Annotated in this window: 14 protein-coding genes; 8 read left to right on the forward strand and 6 right to left on the reverse strand. The window is 62.7% G+C overall.

Features of this window, described 5'->3' with window-relative positions:
- Positions 1–1,713, forward strand: a 1,713-nt coding sequence (locus tag NA647_RS16430; RefSeq protein ID WP_256058675.1) for a GMC family oxidoreductase, incomplete at its 5' end; no start/stop codon positions are given.
- On the forward strand, positions 1,710–2,933 hold the full coding sequence (locus tag NA647_RS16435) for a c-type cytochrome (RefSeq protein WP_256058676.1): 1,224 nt from the start codon (positions 1,710–1,712) through the stop codon (positions 2,931–2,933). The genes NA647_RS16430 and NA647_RS16435, both read left to right, overlap by 4 nt.
- 39 nt (positions 2,934–2,972) lie before the next feature.
- Here the strand turns inward: NA647_RS16435 and NA647_RS16440 are convergent, their stop codons facing one another.
- The 3 genes from NA647_RS16440 to NA647_RS16450 all read right to left on the reverse strand — a co-directional run bounded on the left by NA647_RS16440 (position 2,973) and on the right by NA647_RS16450 (position 6,158).
- Positions 2,973–3,317 carry a YdbL family protein gene (locus tag NA647_RS16440; RefSeq protein WP_256058677.1) on the reverse strand — a complete coding sequence of 115 codons (345 nt, stop codon included), beginning with the start codon at positions 3,315–3,317 and terminating at the stop codon, positions 2,973–2,975.
- An 8-nt stretch (positions 3,318–3,325) separates the two neighbouring features.
- Positions 3,326–3,517, reverse strand: a complete 192-nt coding sequence (locus tag NA647_RS16445; RefSeq protein WP_256058678.1) for a YnbE family lipoprotein — start codon at positions 3,515–3,517, stop codon at positions 3,326–3,328.
- 67 nt (positions 3,518–3,584) lie between these two features.
- Positions 3,585–6,158, reverse strand: a complete 2,574-nt coding sequence (locus NA647_RS16450) for a YdbH domain-containing protein (RefSeq protein ID WP_256058679.1) — start codon at positions 6,156–6,158, stop codon at positions 3,585–3,587.
- 557 nt (positions 6,159–6,715) lie between these two features.
- On the opposite strand from NA647_RS16450, the gene NA647_RS16455 reads away from it, so the two are divergent.
- Positions 6,716–7,069, forward strand: coding sequence for a tetratricopeptide repeat protein (locus NA647_RS16455; RefSeq protein ID WP_256058715.1), 354 nt, complete (start codon positions 6,716–6,718; stop codon positions 7,067–7,069).
- Positions 7,070–7,129: 60 nt separating this feature from the next.
- Positions 7,130–8,605, forward strand: coding sequence for a DNA recombination protein RmuC (gene rmuC, locus NA647_RS16460; protein WP_256058680.1), 1,476 nt, complete (start codon positions 7,130–7,132; stop codon positions 8,603–8,605).
- Between the two features lie 134 nt (positions 8,606–8,739).
- Here rmuC and NA647_RS16465 read toward each other — a convergent pair whose 3' ends face one another.
- Positions 8,740–12,210, reverse strand: a complete 3,471-nt coding sequence (locus tag NA647_RS16465) for a hybrid sensor histidine kinase/response regulator (RefSeq protein WP_256058681.1) — start codon at positions 12,208–12,210, stop codon at positions 8,740–8,742.
- 487 nt (positions 12,211–12,697) lie between these two features.
- Between NA647_RS16465 and NA647_RS16470 the strand changes: the two genes are divergently transcribed.
- The 4 genes from NA647_RS16470 to NA647_RS16485 all read left to right on the forward strand — a co-directional run bounded on the left by NA647_RS16470 (position 12,698) and on the right by NA647_RS16485 (position 16,020).
- Complete coding sequence (locus tag NA647_RS16470; protein ID WP_248496564.1) at positions 12,698–13,267, forward strand: GNAT family N-acetyltransferase; 570 nt, start codon at positions 12,698–12,700, stop codon at positions 13,265–13,267.
- Positions 13,268–13,587: 320 nt separating this feature from the next.
- Entirely contained in the window at positions 13,588–14,331 is a 744-nt protein-coding gene (locus NA647_RS16475) for an AzlC family ABC transporter permease (protein ID WP_256058682.1), read from the forward strand.
- Positions 14,313–14,639: an AzlD domain-containing protein gene (locus NA647_RS16480; RefSeq protein WP_248496570.1), complete on the forward strand. Its 327-nt coding sequence runs from the start codon at positions 14,313–14,315 to the stop codon at positions 14,637–14,639. Before NA647_RS16475 ends, NA647_RS16480 begins: the two co-directional genes overlap by 19 nt.
- A gap of 49 nt (positions 14,640–14,688) precedes the next feature.
- Entirely contained in the window at positions 14,689–16,020 is a 1,332-nt protein-coding gene (locus tag NA647_RS16485) for an MFS transporter (protein ID WP_256058683.1), read from the forward strand.
- Between the two features lie 2 nt (positions 16,021–16,022).
- Here NA647_RS16485 and malE read toward each other — a convergent pair whose 3' ends face one another.
- Together malE and NA647_RS16495 are read right to left on the reverse strand one after the other, a co-directional pair.
- Complete coding sequence (gene malE / locus NA647_RS16490) at positions 16,023–17,270, reverse strand: maltose/maltodextrin ABC transporter substrate-binding protein MalE (RefSeq protein WP_256058684.1); 1,248 nt, start codon at positions 17,268–17,270, stop codon at positions 16,023–16,025.
- Positions 17,271–17,447: 177 nt separating this feature from the next.
- A complete protein-coding gene (locus NA647_RS16495) occupies positions 17,448–18,371 on the reverse strand; it encodes a MalM family protein (protein WP_256058685.1) in 924 nt (307 codons plus the stop codon).
- Positions 18,372–18,535: the final 164 nt, after the last annotated feature.

An 18,535-nucleotide genomic window follows, 5' to 3' on the forward strand; every position in this document is an offset into this window, starting at 1 on the left:
GGGTCGATCATTGCCAACGAGCTGGCCGACGAGGGGCTCGATGTCATTGCCCTGGAGCGTGGGCCCTGGCGCGACACGGCGCGTGATTTCAACATCGCCTCGGTGACGGACGAGTTGCGCTACCTGCGCCGCCAGGAGTTGATGCTGCGGCCCATGCAGAACGCCGTGACGGTGCGCAACAACCCTTCTCAGACCGCATTGCCCATGCGCGATTGGGGCTCTTTTCATCCCGGTAACGGTGTCGGCGGGGCGGGCAACCACTGGGCCGGCATCACCTTTCGCTTTCAGCCCGAGGAGTTTCGCCTCAAGAGCCACCTGACTGAGCGCTACGGCGCCGACGCCATCCCCGACGAGCTGGTGCTGCAGGATTGGGGCACCGACTGGGCAGAGATGGAGCCCCATTACAGCGCCTTCGAGCGCCTGGCCGGTACCTCGGGCAAGGCAGGCAATCTCAACGGTGAGATTCGCCCAGGCGGCAACCCGTTCGAAGGTAGCCGTTCCATCGAATACCCGACGCCCCCGCTGGATCAGCCCTATGGCCCGATGCTGTTCGCCGATACCGTTCGCGAACTGGGCTACCGTCCGTTTCCAGTGCCGTCCTCGCTAGCGTCCCAGGCCTACACCAACCAGCTCGGCGTCACCATGGGGCCCTGCACCTTTTGCGGCTTCTGCACCAACTTTGGCTGTGCCAACTATTCAAAGGCCAGCGCGATCGTGAATGTGCTGCCAGCCTTGATGCGCAAACCCAACTTCACCGCCGTTACCCATGCCGAGGTGCTTCGCGTAACGCTCGATTCGACTGGTAAACGCGCCACGGGTGTGGTCTACGTCGACACTTCGGGCAATGAATACGAGCAGCCGGCGGATCTGGTGATCGTCAGCGCCTTCACCTTCGAAAACGTTCGACTGATGCTGCTCTCGGGCGTCGGCCAGCCCTATGATCCGGTCAGCAACACGGGCACGACCGGACGCAATTACGCCTACCAGACGGCCAACAACGTGCAGCTGTTTTTCGATGACAAGAACTTCAATCCCTTCATCGGCGCGGGTGCTGTCGGCATGGGCATCGATGATTTCAACAACGACAATTATGATCATTCGGGGCTTGGTTTCTTCGGTGGTGGCAGTATCCGTGTCACACCGGTTGGCGCCGCCCCGATCGGCACGCGGCCGGTCCCGCCGGGCACGCCGCGCTGGGGTTCGAAGTGGAAGCGGGCCACCGTGGACAACTACCTCAGCACCATGTCCATCGGCTGCGAGGCGAGCAGCTATACCACGCGCACCAATTACCTCTCGCTGGACCCGACTTACACCGACCCGCACGGAAGACCGCTGCTGCGCATCACCTTCGATTTTTCGGAAAACGATCGCAAGATGTCGCGCTTTTCCGTTGAGAAGCTGGCCGAAATCGCGGCACGGATGAACCCCCGGGAAATCGTCAAGACCTACCAGGACGGTCACTGGAACAGCGGCCCCTATCAGTCGTCCCACGTGGTCGGCGGATTCGTGATGGGCGCGGACCCATCCACCAGCTCGGTGAACAAGCATCTGCAGGTCTGGGACGTGCCAAACCTGTTCGTCGTGGGCGCCAGCGCCTTTCCCCAGAACCCGGGCTACAACCCGACCGGAACGGTGGGCGCATTGGCGTTCAAGGCCGCCGACGCCATCCGCCGTTTCTACCTGAAGAACCCCGGGGAGATGATCACCGTATGAAGATGCTCCCTCTTTACGCCAGCCTGCTTGGTCTCATGGCGAGCCTCGCGCAGGCTGCCGACGGCAGCGACTCCTACGACCTGGTTGCCCGCGGCCGCTATCTGGCGGTACTTGGTGACTGCACAGCCTGCCATACCCTGCCAGGGCAGGCGCCGTTCGCCGGCGGTGTCTCGATCCAGACGCCGTTTGGCGAAGTGCTGGGTGCCAACATCACCCCGGATGCGGACACGGGGATCGGGCGCTGGTCGTTCGAAGACTTCCACAACACCATGTCCAACGGGCATGCACGCGGCGGCAAGCGCCTCTACGCCGCCATGCCCTACACCGCGTACACGAAGGTGACACGGCAGGACAATCGCGCGCTCTGGGCCTATCTGAATTCGCTCGAGCCGGTACGACACCCGGTCGAAACCAACCAGCTGCCGTTCCCGTTCAACATCCGCACCAGCCTGATCGTCTGGAACTGGCTGGCCTTTGATGAAGGTGAGTATCAGCCTGATCCTGAGCGATCGGCGCAATGGAATCGAGGCGCTTATCTGGTGCAGGGGCTGGGACATTGCGGCAGCTGCCACACCCCCAAGAGCCTGATCGGCGGCGACAAGGACGACGAGTTTCTCTCCGGGAGCGCCTTGCAGAGCTGGATGGCCCCAGATATCACCGCCAATAGCCATACCGGGATCGGGCGCTGGAGCGAAGCGGAAATCGTCAGCTACCTGAAAACCGGGGCGAATCGCTTCGACATGGCATCCGGGCCGATGGCCGAGGCGGTTGAACACTCCACCCAACACTGGAAGGACGAGGATCTGAGCGCCGTCGCGGTTTACCTGAAAAGTCTTGGCGGTAAGGATCAGTCGCCGCCTGAGCCGCTGGCGCAGGAAGATACGACCATGCGCACCGGCGCGCTCATCTACGAAGATCAGTGCTCGGCCTGCCATACGCCGGACGGCGAAGGCATCGCCAATCTGTTTCCGAAGCTGGCGCAAGCGCCGCTGGTCAACAGCCGCGACGCGACCTCGTTGATACGCGTGGTGCTTGCCGGTAGCCGCGCGGTGGGAACCGATGCGGCACCGACTGCTCCGGCGATGCCGTCTTTTGCCTGGAACATGTCCGACCAGCACATTGCTGATGTCCTGACCTATGTTCGCAATAGTTGGGGTAACGCGGCTGCCGCTGTGTCTGCCGATGACGTCAAGGCCTTGCGAGATGACATGCAACCCTGACGAGAGCGCCGATACGGCATACCGTCTCGGCGTGTCGGGTTACTTCTTCACCCAGCTGCCATTGAGCTGAATGATCTGGCCCGGTGGGGTTTTCTCGATGGCCTTCTTGCCGGCGATGGCCTCCACGTCGCTGACGCTGATGCCGTTCTTCTGCGCCAGGCGATGGTATTCGGCGCGCCGCGCCTGGTTGATCTGGCTGGCGATATCTTCCGCCTGGCCACTGGACTGCACCACACCCAGATAGCCGTCGGGCTTCTCCCCCAGCTGGCCGCTGGCCTTGGCCTGACCGAGCGCGGCCATGGCTTCATTGAGGGTCATGGCGGCGGCGGGCAGGGCCAGGCACAGCGCCAGGAGCAGGGTGCCGAGTTTCAGATAGCTTTTCATAAGGCTCCTTAGAACAGGCCGCTGTCTTCGTTGATGATCGAGTCGAGCTGCTTGTCGACCTTGATATAGATCTCGTGCTCGATTTTCACATTGAGGTTGATGTTGATCGGCTCGTTGGGCACGGCCAGTTCCACGCGCGGGGTGCAGGCGCTGGCGAACAGGGCCAGCGCCAGAATGCTGATCGGATAGCGCAACCGCATGACGGTCTCTCCTGTACTTGGTGCCGATACAGTGCCTAACGGGCCGCTGAAAAACCACCCGGTTTGCTCAACGGTCTTTTCTGAGGTGCTCCTGTACCCGCCTTTGAATGGTTTCGCTGACGCGATCGGACAATTGCAGGCTGGTCAGCAGAGCCGGAATATCCTCTTCGAGGTTGACCGAAAGGTTGATCGGGCGCCCGCCTTCCAACGCTGGGTTGCGCCCGTGCAGCTTGAGTCCAAGATCGAGCGTGCCGTCGGCGGAGTAGCGCACGTCGCTGGCCAGCAGGTCGTAGTGGAAGTCGTCCAGGGCTTCGGTCACCAGACGCATCGCTGGGTTGGATCGGCCCAGCGCCTGGATTTTCGCTGAGCGGAACCGCAGCACGCCGCCTGGCTCCCGCGCCTGCAGCGAGCCCCGTTCGATGCTCACGCCAGCCGCGCTGCGTTGCAGCTGCAATTCGCCGTCGATGATGCCGGTGCCGGACAGGCCTTCGGCGGGATACGCCTCCAGCAATAACGGCAGTTGCAGGCCTCGCAGATGTGCGTTCAGCTGTTGGGTGCCGGCGTTCAGGTCCGCCTCGCCGGGGTCGAGCCAGAGCCGGCCGCCCAGCAATTGCACTTCGGCGGTGCTCCAGGCAAGGCGGCCCCGATCGAGGTGATCGATGTCGCCCGTATATTCGCCGCCGAACCGCAGCGGGCCGAAGGTGAAGCCGGGATTGGCTTCCCGCAGGACTAGTTCGGGAATATCCAGGCGCAGCTGGTTTCGCCGCAACGCGAGCGAAAGATTCGCGTCCAACCCGCTCAATTCGGTGCGATCGTAAATGCCGCCTAGCCCTTTGACGCTGAGCGTCGCGCTCGCCTCGGGAAGACCCTTGGCAGGCAGGTCGAGTTGACCCTGCCCCTGCAGCCTCCCAGTGCCCAGTTCCAGAACCTGCGGCCAGTCGGCGAGCGTGGCAGCCAGTGGGTTGCCCGCGCGCAGGAACAGCTCGGGAAGGCTCGCATTCAGCTGCGTCGCGCCGCTGGTCCAGTTGTGGTTGAGCGTCAGAGGGAGCGTGAGCCCGGCGTCGTTTTGCAGCGGGCCTTCGAGCGAAAGCTGTTCGCTTCCGGCAACGAGTTTGCCGCTCCATTGCCAGCCCATGGGGCGCAGCGCCGGCTGCCGGAGTTCGGCAATCTTCAGCGTGGGCTTGCCTTCGATTGACAATTCGTCCCACTGCCGGTCGTTGGAGCTAATAGCGATATCGAGCCCGGATGAGTAAATTTGCACGCTGTTAGCCACCAGATCGGCGCCGTTGCTCAGGCGAACCAGTGCGATCTGTGAGCCTTTCTCGAACTGGATAATGGCCGCTTCCATGGTTGCGCGGCCATGCATCCGTAGATCGGCTTCAAGGCCGGTCAAGGTCATTTCCTCCAATGAAAGCGCTCGGCCTTCAAGCGTCAGTCTGGTTTGCTCGAAGGACAGCGCATAGGGCGCGGCGGTTTCGAGCGCGATCAGGCTATCGAGTGTGAGCGGCGTAGCTCCGCTCGCGCTCAGGCGCATCTGCAGCGGCATCGTGGAGGTTGATTCAGTGGCCGGGGCTGGCGTGATCTGCAGGCTGATCGCATCGGGTCGCAGCGTTACCGGAAGGGCTTCGACCAGTGTGGCCGACGGGCGCAGTTGCAGATCAGCGGTCAGTTCGGTAGGTAGCCAGATGCCACGGTTGGCTTCGGCGGTTGCATCCAATCGTCCCTGCACTTGACCGATGCCGGGGACCGGCCAGGGTGCGGGCAGATGGCTCGATAGGCGTAGCTCGCCATCAAGCACACGCCATTCGCCCGTAAGGTCGTCGGTATCGATCTGCAGCGACCAGCCCGCGCCAATGCGCATCTGCTCCGGCAATTCGGGCAAAGTTGGCGGTGCGTAGGCCAGCCATTCGCCCAGCCACTCCAGCAGCCAAGGCGCTTCCGGCAGTTCGCTCATGGCCAGCGTGCCGCGCCATTGTGTCGAGTCGGCCTCTGGCGTCAGCCGGTTTTGCATGGACAGACGCTGTTGGCCGTCCAGCTGCAATTGCAGATCGGCATGGGTGTCGGCGCCCTGTTCGTGGATGTCCAGTGTCAGTGCCAGATGATGCGTGTCGTGACGTAGCTGCAAGTTCAGTGTGGCGGGTAGCACCTCTTTGCCGGCGTGCTGCCAGCTCAGTTCGCCCTGTTCCTGACAGGTACCGCTGGCGCAGGGCAGGGTAGTGACAAGCGAAGCGATATGGCCGCTCCTGGGCAACCAGGCCGCCCAGCGTTCCAGTTGCTGACGATTGGGCAGGGCGGTGGGGTCGCGCTCATCGCTCGCGTTGGGCACCGGCTGCCACTGTACGTCGAGGTGATCGATACGTAGAAACCGGAGCGGCAGCGGTCGCCACCAGTTCTCGAAGCCGAGGCGCAAGTTATCGACCATTACCGCGAGCCGTTCGTCGGCTGCGGTCTGCCTGACCAAGACAATTTGTCGCACATGTAGCTGATCGGTCGACAGGCGCAACCCGTCGATGTCGAGCGTGACGATATCGAACTCGCGCTTGAGTTCTTGCCAGCGCAAGCCACCGTAGACGGCGATGCCAAGAACCAGCAGAACCACTCCCGCTACCGTCCAGCCCAGGACCTTGCGCCCCTTCGTCATGACTTATCCCGTTGTGATCGATGCCCAAGCATAAGCCGGTCAATGCGCGTATTGCGATGTGCCTCAACTGACGGAGCCCGACGACCGGTAAGGCAGTACAAAGTTCCCCGTTAGCCGCTCAAACTTGCGCAAAAGCCGCTTGCGACGGGCTCTCTGAGGTTGCTGCCACAAACTTGTGCACATTCCGTGAGCGGGCTTGTCAAGCGCTTATGACAAACTGTCGCAAATCGCGTGGACGCATAGATCATTAATAACTTGCTGAAAAATAAGGAGATTTTCTAGTGGTGAAAAAAACGCCAGTTTAACTGCAGCCCGCTATCCATAAGCGCTAGCGGAATTTGTAACCCGGTTGCCCACAGAGTTATCCACAGCTTTTGTGGATGAATTTTTATGTGATCTAGATCGCCTTTCTCCAAATTTTGCAAGGCTTTAACTCTAGGAAAAAAGGAGTAGAGTGCGCGCCCTGTCCTCGAACCCCTTCGGTATCCATGAGAACGCGCTCCACCGCTTCGACTTCTGTCGATAGCCCATCAACGTCCCCGCGCTTGCCGTTGCGCATGGCGCTGTGGCTGCTGGATAACCAGCGTCTAGGGCAAACCAAGAGTGTCAAACGAATCGCTGGTCGGATGCTCAAGCAGCCCGCGCGCGAGGGCGTGGTCGAAGCGCAGAGCCGGCTCGGGCGGCTGCTCTGCACCGACTGCGACAGCCAGCGCGATCGGCGCATCGGTTTCGAAATGCTGCGGCAGGCTGCACGTGCCGGTGATTGCCAGGCGCAGCTGGAGCTGGGACAGCTGTATTGCCAGCCGCAGTACTGCGAGCTGAGCAAGGCCCGGCATTGGCTGGAGCAAGCCGCTGCGCAAGGTTCGGCTGAGGCTTCGAGCGCTCTGCAGCGCTTCCCCGCGAAGCGCTGACACAGGCGACCGGCATACGACGGCTGGCTATACTGCCCGGCAATTCAGCCGGAGCCGTTCATGCCTCTTGATCCCATTTACCTGTTCGCCGGGCTTGGTTCCCTTTGTGTGCTGTTGACAGCTGTCGCCGTCGCGTTGCAGCTCCGTCTCTCTCAGAGTCAGGCCGAACTTGCCTTGTTCGACGAGCGGCTCGCCCAGGCCACCATGGCACAAGAAGGCCTGAGTGCGCAGCTCGAAACCAGTCGCTTGGCACATGCCGACCTCAGCGAGTCGCGCGCCGCGCTGCAGGCCGAACTCGCGGCGCTGCGCCGCGAAACCGAGTGGCTGCAAACACAGCGCCTGGAATCCCGCGATGCGCTCAATGATCTGGAAGCCGAGCGCGATGCGCAGCAATCCGAGCTGCGAGCCCTGAGCGCTGCTCATGCCGCAGTCACCGCCGAGCTCAATGAACAGCAGAAGACCCACGAGCAGCGCCTGATCGATCTGCAGAGCGCTCGCGACGAGCTGCGCGCGCAGTTCGCCGAGCTGGCTGGGAAGATATTCGAGGAGCGCGAACAACGCTTTGCCGAGGCCAGCCACGAGCGGCTCGGGCAATTGCTTGACCCTTTGAAGGAACGCATCCAGTCGTTCGAGAAACGTGTCGAGGAAAGCTACCAGAGCGAGGCGCGCGAACGCTTCTCCCTGGCCAAGGAGCTAGAGCGGTTGCAGCAACTCAATCAGCGTCTGGGCGACGAGGCGACCAACCTGACCCGCGCGCTGCAGGGGCAGAAAACTCAAGGCAACTGGGGCGAGCTGATTCTCGAGCGCGTGCTGGAACACGCCGGGCTGGAGAAGGGGCGTGAATACCACACACAGGTCAGTCTGAAGAGCGCCGACGGCGAGCGATTCCAGCCTGACGTGCTGATCCAGCTGCCAGGCGACAAGAAGGTGGTGGTGGATGCCAAGGTCAGCCTCACCGCCTATCAGGCGCTGACCTGTGCCGAGGACGAAGGCAGTCGCGCGCTGGCGCTCAAGCAGCACGTACTGTCGCTGCGTAATCATCTGAAAGGTTTGTCGCTGAAGGATTACCAGCGGCTCGAAGGGCTGCAGAGTCTGGATTTCGTGCTGCTCTTCGTGCCGATCGAGGCGGCATTCGCCGCGGCGTTGCAGGGCGATCCCGAGCTGTTCCAGGAGGCTTACAGCAAGCACATCGTGATCGTCAGCCCGACCACTCTGCTCGCCACATTGCGGGTGATCGACAGCCTCTGGCGGCAGGAGCGGCAAAGCCAGAACGCCCGTGAGATCGCCGAGCGGGCCGGGGCGCTCTACGACAAGTTCGCCGCGTTCATTCAGGACCTGGACGAGATCGGCACGCGCTTGCAACAGCTGGACAAGGCCTTTATCGGCGCGCGCAACAAGCTCACCGACGGGCGTGGCAATCTGGTTGGCCGCGCCGAGCAGCTGAAACTCCTGGGCGCGCGTGCAAGCAAGCGACTGCCGGCCGATTGGCTCGAACGTGCTGGGGCCGAAACACCGCTGGAAGAGGCGGGGGAATAACCGACGCAGGCGGCGTGATGGAGCGTGTGCAAATGACGTCAGCCAGGCGTGGGGGTCCCGCCCCGGGCGAAGCTTTGGCTCTTGTGCTGATATGTCCACCGTCGCCGCTGGGTCGCGCCGCAGCGGCATTTTGCTCAATGCAAGGGCACGTGCCGGCTCATCAGTGCTCGCAGTGCGGCCGGCTTGACCGGCTTGGCAAGGAAATCCAGCCCCGCCGCGTGAACCGCCGCGATCAGCTCTGGGCGTCCGTCGGCACTGATCACCACACCGGGCACTGGCTCGCCGAGGCGGGCACGCAGCCAGGCCATGACGTCCAGGCCGGTTTCGCCGTGGTCAAGGTGATAATCCACCAGCACCAGCTGAGGCCGGATATCGTCCTTCAGCAACGCCTCGGACTCGGTTCGGTTGCTGGCGGTCCATACCTGGCACCCCCAGCGTGAAAGCAGGCTTTGCATGCCAACCAGGATGCTGTCTTCGTTATCGATGCACAGCACCTGGATGCCGGTCAGTGCGGTCTGCTGTACTTCGGACTTGCCGTTGACCTTGGTCTGGCGGACTACGTTACTGGCGATCGGAACCGTCACGCTGAACACGCTGCCCTTGCCTGGCCAGGAGCGTACCGACAGCGGGTGATTCAGAACCTGGCAGAAGCCGTCCGCAATCGCCAGCCCCAGTCCCAGGCCTTTTTCGGCGCGGGTCTGATGACTATCCAGGCGTTTGAATTCCTCGAAGATCACTTGCAGTTTGTCCTCGGAAATTCCCGGCCCGCGGTCCCAGACTTCCAGGCGCAGGGACTCGCCCTGCCGCCGCACGCCCAGCACTACGCGACCCTTGGCGTAGCGGAAGGCATTGGTTAGGAAGTTCTGCAGCACACGGCGCAACAGGCGTATGTCGCTGTCGACCCGTAGCCGGCTGCCATACACCTTGAAATCGACCGCCTGTTCGGCGGCCAGCATGGTGAACTCGGTACCCAGCGTGTCGAACAGCGTGGCCAGCGGGAATGGGTGGCGATCGGGCGTGATGCGTCCGTTTTCCAGGCGCGAAATATCCAGTAGATCCGAGATCAGGTCTTCAGCCGAGCGCAGCGAGCTGTCCAGATGGCGCACCAGATCCTGCGCTTCTCCCGGCAGGGTATCCTGCTGGTGCGACAGGGCAGCGGAGAACAGCCGTGCGGCATTCAGCGGTTGCATCAGGTCGTGGCTGACCGCCGCCAGAAAGCGCGTCTTCGACTGATTGGCCGCTTCGGCAGTGCTCTTGGCTTCGGTCAGCGCGCGGTTCAGTTTCGACAATTCCTGGGTCCGTTCGATGACCCGCTGTTCGAGACCTTCGTTGGCGTCTTTCAGTCCGCGCTCGGCTTCGCGGAAGGCGGTGATGTCACTGAAACTCATGACGAAGCCGCCACCGGGCATCGGGTTGCCGATCAGTTCGACCACCCGGCCGTTGGGAAACATTCGCTCGGAAGTATGTGCGCGGCCCTGGCGCATCCAGTACAGCCGCTTGGCCACGTGGGTGTCCGCGTCGCCAGGGCCGCAGAGGCCGCGCTCGGCGTTGTAGCGGATGATGTCGGCGATCGGTCGGCCGATGTAAACCAGCCCGTCCGGGTATTCGAAAATCTCGAGATAGCGATGATTCCAGGCCACCAGTCGCAGCGACTGGTCCACAACGCTGATCCCTTGGGTGATGTTTTCGATCGCGCCCTGCAGCAGCGCGCGGTTGAACTGCAGAACCTCGGATGCCTCGCCGACGATGCGCACCACGTCATCGACCTGCATGTCACGGCCCTCCAGCGCGGCCTTGACCACCGCGCGGGTCGAGGAGGCGCCGAGGACGCCTGCGAGCAGCCGCTCGGTGTGAGCGATCCACTGGCCGTCGGCCTGTTGCTTGGGTGAAAAGTCATGGCCATGGCGGCGGGCGAAGCGTTGGAAGCTGAGCTCCGCGCGCTCGGCACCGACGAAGCGCGAGGCCAGCGAGAGCAGGTCTTCAACCTGCACGGCCAGCAGTCGGCGCGTGCTGGCGGTCGGGTGGATCTCCTGGCCGATGAAGCGGCTGGCCTGCCAGTGCTCGGCCACACGGGTTTGGGACAGGATCGAGACCCAGAAAAACAGCGTCGCATTGCCCACCAAAGACAGCGTCACGCCGAGCGTCAGGGCGCTGGCGCCGAACGGCAGCTCGGCGGTGTACATCCATTGCAGGCCGGGAAACATCTCCAGTGGCCAGCCGAGCAGCGGCAGAATCAGTGTGTAGACCCAGATCACCGCGCCGGCAGTCAGGCCGGCAAACACACCACGCCGGTTAGCCTGTTTCCAGTACAGCGCACCGACCATGGCGGGGGCCAGCTGGGTCAGGGCGGCAAAGGCGATCTGGCCGATGGTGGCCAGGCTGGCGCTGGAGCCGAGCAGTCGATAGCTCACATAGGCCAGCAACAGAATGGCGACGATGCTGATGCGGCGCACCGACAGCATCCAGTGACGGAACACCTCGAAGGGTTGTTCGGCCTCTTTGCGACGCAACAGCCAGGGCAACAGCATGTCGTTGGACACCATGGTCGACAACGCCACACTGGCGACGATGACCATGCCGGTCGCGGCCGAGGCGCCACCGATAAAGGCCAGCATCGCCAGCGCTGGGTGAGCTTCGGCCAATGGCAGGCTGATCACGAACGAGTCGGGGCTGATTCCGCTCGGCAGAAGAAGTTGTCCGGCCAGTGCGATTGGAATGACGAACAGCGCGGCTAGCACCAAATATAGAGGAAAGACCCATCGCGCCAGGCGGAAGTCGCGCGGCTCGATGTTTTCCACCACCGTCACGTGAAATTGTCGCGGCAGGCAGACGATCGCCATCAGCGCCACGGTGGTCTGTACCAGCATGGCCGGCCAGTTCACCGTTTCCTCCCAGAAGCCGGCCAGCTCCGTGGATGCGTATGCCTGATTGAACAGGTCGCCGAAGCCGTCATACAGCCCGAAGGTGACGAAGGCGCCGACCGCCATGAACGCCAGCAGCTTGACCAGCGACTCGAAAGCAATCGCCAGCACCATGCCGCGATGGTGCTCGGTGACATCCAGGTTGCGTGTGCCGAACAGCACCGTGAACAACGCCAGGACCACGGAGACGATCAGCGCCGTATCCTGCGCGCCGGCGCCGGCCACGGCCTCGCTGTGCTTGCCGATCAGCAGGTTCACGCCGAGCACGATGCCTTTGAGCTGCAAGGCGATGTAGGGCAGCACCCCCACCAGGCAGATCAGCGTCACCACCACCGCCAATGTTTGTGATTTGCCGTAACGCGCGGCGATGAAGTCGGCAATGGAGGTGATGTTCTCCTGCTTGCTGATCATGATCATCTTCTGGATCACCTGGGGCGCCAGCAGCATCAGCAGGATGGGTCCGAGGTAAATCGGCAGGAATGACCAGAGCTGTTCGGCCGCTTGGCCAACAGCGCCGAAGAAGGTCCAACTGGTGCAGTAGACGGCCAGCGACAGGCTATAGACCCAGGCGCGTACACGCGGTGACATATGCGCACGGTTTCGATCGCCATAAAACGCGATGGCAAACAGCACGGCCATATAGGTAAAGGCGACCAGCGCGATCAACCCACCGGACAATGACATGCGAACTCCAGACAGCAGGTAAGTAGCAGGCTCCAGCCCGGCCGGTCATATACCGAGCCGAGCTGCGCTTAGACGATAACCGGTATAGCAGCACGGTCGCACCGGCTGACCAAGGTCAGCCGGTGCGATGCGACTGTTTCGGGACCGGGATTACCGCTCGGGTGACAGCTCATGCTCGGCAGGTCTTGGATAACCGAAGGCTGCCGCTTGGTGATAGATGAATGTATAAAGTTTCGCAGTAAAAGCGATCGGCGTGTGGCGGCTGCGACCATCGTCGCATGAGGCTGGTCGTCGCAGATGAAACCGGCGAAAGTGCCGCGCTAGACAAATATTGGCTGGTTTGCGACGCATGGCGCGGGTGCTGCGACACATGCGACCGGTCTGGTTCAATCCCGTTGTTGTAGTGGATGGCTGGTCGTTTGCCCGCACTTCCCGTCTATGCCGTGATCACAACAAGCGTCCATTCCCCCGAATCAGGAGAATCTAGATGTTCACGCCGCATCCGGTCACTTTGCAGCGAGGCGCCCTGCGCCTGGACCCGCTCGCAGAGGCCGACATCCCGGCCCTGGTGGAGCTCGCCGAGCGTAACCGCGACGAGCTGATTTACCTCAACGGGCCGCTACGCCCGGACTGGTATCGCTTCGCGCTCAACGAACAGCGTGACGGTCGCGCGGTGGCGTTCACCCTGCGCATGGCCGAGCGCATTATCGGGACGACTCGCTTTGCCGATTTCAATCCGTTGCTGCCGGCTGGCGAACTCGGCTGGACCTGGCTGGACAAGGCCGAGCACGGCACCGGCCTGAACACCTCGATCAAATACCTGTTGCTCAAGCACGCCTTCGAAGAGTGGCAACTGGTACGTCTGCAGCTGAAGACCGCCGCCAGCAACCTGCGCTCCCAACGCGCCATCGAGAAGCTCGGCGCCCAGCGTGAAGGGGTGTTGCGCAACCATCGCCGCCTCGCCGATGGCCGCCTGGACGACACGGTGCTCTACAGCATCACCGACCGTGAATGGCCGGCAGTCAGGGGAGCGCTGGAAGTGCGGACTATTGGTTGATGCTTTGCCTGTTTGGCATCCGTAAATCGCGTCCATGATCGCCGACCCGACCAGCGGCCTCATATAAGCACAAACTCGCTTTTGTCCCCCTCTCCCCACCGGGGAGAAGGCTGGGGTGAGGGGGCGCGGCTCCGGCCAGCGCAAAAGTCTGCAACGAGCACACCCCGTCGCCCTCAGACCTAAACATAAGGTAATGTCTGTCGCTTTCCGTGAGAGGTTCGTCTCGCGGTCATCAGCCCGTCTTCAAAATCCACTACGCTGCGACCGCGATGGCGGCGCGTAGCCCGTTATCGTTTGCGGTGCACACCTAAGGAGCCTCGATGTCCCGCTCGCAAGAGTTCTGGCACGGTTGCCGCGATATTCTTCCGTTGATCGTCGGTGCGATCCCGTTTGGCATCATCTTCGGCACGCTCTCCATCGGTGCCGGACTTTCGACCTGGCAGACCATCGGCATGTCAGCGCTGGTGTTCGCCGGCTCCGCGCAGTTCATTGCGATCACCTTGATCACTGGCGGCGTCGGTGCGGCCGTGGTGTTGCTGACGACGTTCGTGGTCAACCTGCGCCATGCCCTCTACAGCGCGGCACTGCAGCCGTTCGTGCGACACCTGTCGAGCCGCTGGCGAGTGCCGCTGGCCTTCTGGCTGACGGACGAAGCTTTTGCGGTCATTCAGCACCGCTATGCCAGCGACGACGCGTCGCCGCACAAGCACTGGTTCTTCCTCGGCGCGGCCTTGACCATGTACCTGAGCTGGCAACTGGCGACGCTGGCGGGCATCGCCTTTGGCCAGGCAGTGCCGAACGTGGCCAGCTGGGGGCTGGATTTCGCCATGATCGCGACCTTCGTCGGCATCGCTGTACCGATGATGCGCACCCGCCCGCAGGTGGCGTCGGCGCTGGTGGCCGCCGCCGTGGCACTGCTGACCTGGGAGTTGCCCTACAAACTGGGCCTGATCGCCGCGGCGCTGGCCGGCATCGTCGTTGGCGTCTGGCTGGAGCAGCGAGCCGAACGGCGAGCCGAACGTCATGCACGAAAGGAGGCGAACCCATGCAGATCTGGTTGCTGATTCTGGGCATGCTGGCGATCACCTTCGTGATTCGTTACAGCTTCTTCGCCTGGCCCGACCTGCGCTTCCCGCGCCTGGTGGAGCAGGGCTTGCATTACGTGCCGGTGGCCGTGCTGACCGCCATCGTGGTGCCGGCGATGCTGATGCCAGAGGGCGAATGGGCGCTGGCGTGGGACAACGCCTATCTGCTGGCCGGCTTGCTGGCGATTCTCATCGCCGCGATCAGCCGCAACCTGCTGGCCACCATCGGCGGCGGGCTGTTGAGTTTTTTCCTTCTGCGTTGGGCGTTCGGGCAGCTGCCGCTGTGAGCGTTGGGGTGGATCTCGTGCCGGGCGAGCGTAACCGCGGAGGTTTCCGATGAGCCAGCATTCCCAGTTCCGCCTGCTCGGCACACGGCGCTTCCTGCCGTTCTTCGTGACGCAGCTGCTTGGCGCGTTCAACGACAATGTGTTCAAGCAGGCGCTGGTGCTCGCCATTCTCTACAAGCTCGGCACCACGGCCGACGTCAGCTTGTTGGTGAATCTTTGTGCGCTGCTGTTCATCCTGCCGTTCTTCCTGTTCTCCGCGCTCGGCGGCCAGTTCGGTGAGAAGTACGAGAAAGCCTGGCTGATACGCCGAATCAAGTTCACTGAAATTCTGATCATGCTGGTCGGCGCCGTGGGGATGTTGCTGGGCAATCTGCCGTTATTGCTCGCAGTGTTGTTCTGCATGGGCACGCAGTCGGCGCTGTTCGGGCCAGTGAAGTATTCGATCCTGCCGCAGCAGCTGCGCATCGATGAGCTGGTCGGTGGCAACGCGCTGGTGGAGATGGGTACCTTTCTGGCGATCCTCGGCGGCACCATCACCGCTGGAGTGCTGATGTCCGGTGGCGATTACGCCATGCGGGTGTCGGTTGCCGTGGTGGTGCTTGCCGTGATCGGTTATCTGGCCAGTCGGAAGATTCCGTTTTCGCTGGCGGCGCTGCCAAGCCTGCGCCTGGACTGGAACCTCTTGCGCCAGTCGCTGCGGATCATGCGTCTGGGGCTGGGTCAGCAGCGCTCCGTGTCGCGCGCGATGGTGGGTAATTCCTGGTTCTGGTTTCTAGGCGCGGTCTACCTAACGCAGATTCCGGCGTTCTCCCGCGACCTGTTGCAAGGCGACGAGGGTGTGGTGACGCTGATCCTGTCGGTGTTCTCGATCGGCATTGCGCTGGGCTCGATGCTCTGCGAACGGCTGTCCCGGCATCGCGTGGAGATGGGCCTGGTGCCGCTGGGTTCGATGGGCCTGACACTGTTCGGCGTGCTGCTCTGGTGGCACGCGACGGGCGTGCCGGCAGCCAGTGAAATTCGGGACTGGACGGCGCTGTTGGCCGAGCCGCGGGCCTGGTGGGTGTTGATCGATATCCTCGGCCTCGGCACTTTCGGCGGGTTCTATATCGTCCCGCTGTATGCCTTGATCCAGTCGCGCACCGCGCTGGAGGAGCGCTCACGCGTGGTGGCGGCGAACAACATCCTCAATGCGCTGTTCATGGTGATTTCAGCGCTCTTCTCGATCCTGATTCTGACCGTGGCCGGGTTGTCGATACCGCAGCTGTTTCTCGCCGTGGCGCTGCTCAACGTGCTGGTCGCCGGGTGGATCTTCAGCTCGGTACCGGAATTCGCGGTGCGCTTTCGGCTCTGGCTGCTGGGTGAGCGCAATCCAGCGCCCTGAACTCAGGGTGCTGAATCGCTCGCTTCGGCGATGGGGTAGAAGCGGCGGCGCACGCTCTGCATCTGCGCATGTTGGCTCAGGCGTCCGCTGATTTCTTGGAGCGTTGCCGGGATTGGCCGCTCGCCGAGCAGCATCGGCTTCAGGCGGCTTTCGAACAATGCCCAGAAGCGCTTCATTTCCGGTACGTCGGGCATGATTTCTCCGGCCGCGGCCGAACGGTAGGTATGCGCGATCAAGGGATCATGCTGTAGCGTTTCCAGCAGCTCCAGATTGGCTACCGCGCCCAGCGGCTTGTCGGCATCGATGCTACGAAGCCCATCTGCGGTGGTCAGGTAGTCGTCGAGAAATCGCTGTGCCTGCTTCTGGTTCGGGCTGTGCGCATTGACCGCGGCGGCGATGACACCCACGAAGGGTTTACCGGGATGGTCGGCATCGATGCCCGGCACGTCGGCAGCACCGAAGCGGAGCCCCGCGGCGCGCAATTCATTCCACACCCAGGGGCCATTGATCATCATCCCCAGTTCGCCTGCCTTGAACGCATCCATCATCCGGCCATAGCTGGCTTCCGGTGACAGCACGCCGAGTTCGAGCAATTGCTGAATCTGCCTGAAGCCCGCAATCGCCCCGGACGTGGCGATGCCCGGATCGTCGAAGTCATACAGACCGTTGCGCTTGCGCAAACTGTAGCCGCCGCTGCCGGCGACGATCGGCCAGGAAAAGTAGAGGTTGGCGTAGTCCCATTCGATGGCGCGCTTGCCTTGGGCGCGCAATCGTTGGTCCAGTTCGATTACCTCGCTCCAGGTGCGCGGCGGCGTTGGGACCAGATCACGGTTGTAGATCAGGCTGACCACCTCGGTGGACAGCGGGTAAGCGTAGATGCGCTTGGCGACGCTGACGGCTTCCCAGGCGAAGGCCGGTGTGCGCTGCAGTGCGGCGGGGCTCGGGGACAACGCGGCCAGATGCCCGGCGTCAAGCCAGGAGCCGAAGCGGTCATGAGCGAAGATGACGATGTCCGGTCCTTTGGCCGTATTGGCCTGACGGTCGAAGCGAGCGGCCAGGTCGTCCGGCGTGGCGACTTCGACCGTGATGCCGGTGTCGGCCTGGAAACGCTCGCCAACCTCGGCGACGCCGTTGAAGCCCTTGTCCTGATTTACCCAGACCAGCAGCTTGTTGCGTTCGAACGCAAGCGCGTTCCCAGACAGGCAGAGCAGAAGAAGCGAAAGCGTCGTGGCGTTGAACAAAGCGATCATGAATGCCTCCTTGCATGACGGCACGCGGCGGGCCGTGCGCAATTGCGCATCGCCAATCCGCACCGGTCCATGCCGGACGGCAGGCCGGTCCGCGACGTCCTTGTTGCGACGAAAAGGGTGACGAGGGATAGGCCCAGGCAGACGCGGCGCGTTACCGGCGACAGCCTGGCAACCGATTCACTTGATTTCGATGCGCTCGAGCAGATAAGCCTTGGCCTCTGGATCGCCGATTCGTGCGGCCTCGTCGGCCAGGCGCAGCGCGCGTTCCAGATCCTTCGCCGCCAATGCCGCATCGATGCCCTGGCGATAATAGGCCTGGGTTTCGGGCAGTACGGCGGGCGCGGGTACTGATGGCAAATCGTTGCCCATCTCGCGACCGATGCTGTAAGCCGGCACATAGGTATTGGCCTGTTGGCCGGCGACCTTGTCTTCGATCAGCACCATCTTGATCACGCCGGTGGGCGCATGCTGTGCCACTGGATCGGGAAGGCTGGGCGGCTCGTTGCCCAGCGCCTTGGCGTAGGCCTTGGCCGGGTGTTCGAGAGTGGTTTGGCCTTGTGTCTGCTGCTCGCTGGTGAAGAGCACCAGGTAATACTCGTTGCCGGGGTTGTTCAGGTACGTGCGGTCGATGCGCAGGCGGGCATCCAGGCTGTCGCCTTTCAGGCCGGATGCGGGGGCGTAGGTGAAGTCGTCGGCGTCGAGCAGGCGCGTGGGGCGCAAGCGGCTATCGAGCAGCATGGCGCTGGGGGCCAGTACGGTTTTGCCGGCCTGACTGTAGAGGCGAATCTCGAAGGACTTGCTGTCCTTGGGCAGGGCGAAGGCACGGAAGAAACTCTTGCCGCTGTCGAAGCGGTAGGCCGGGGCCGTGGCGTCCAGCGTCACGTCACCGGAAAAGTTCACGGGGATAGGTTGAAAGGGCAGGTTTTCGATAGCGTCGCAGCAGATCGGCGCGCTCGCCAATGCTTGGCGGGCGTCGGTCATGGATAGCTCCAGCGGGGCGGGCGTGTGCGCCAGGGCGTCCACACGGCGCAGGGGATCGCTGCCGCAACCAGTGACCAGAACGACGGCAAGGCCAAGCAGGGGAAATCGCAGATTGCTCATGGTGATACTCCAGTCGCCAATCAAAAAAGACCCCGACCAGCCATGGTCGGGGTAAACACACCGTCAAAAACGGTGGGAGCGGAAAGTGAGAAGCGTTGCCCAGAGCCGGCGGGCGCAGCGGGAGGAGAGAGACCGCCGCACGCCGCCGACACTTAGGCGATTAC

The sequence above is a fragment of the Stutzerimonas stutzeri genome, from assembly GCF_024448985.1.
In the GTDB taxonomy this organism is placed as follows: Bacteria; Pseudomonadota; Gammaproteobacteria; order Pseudomonadales; family Pseudomonadaceae; genus Stutzerimonas; species Stutzerimonas stutzeri_AP.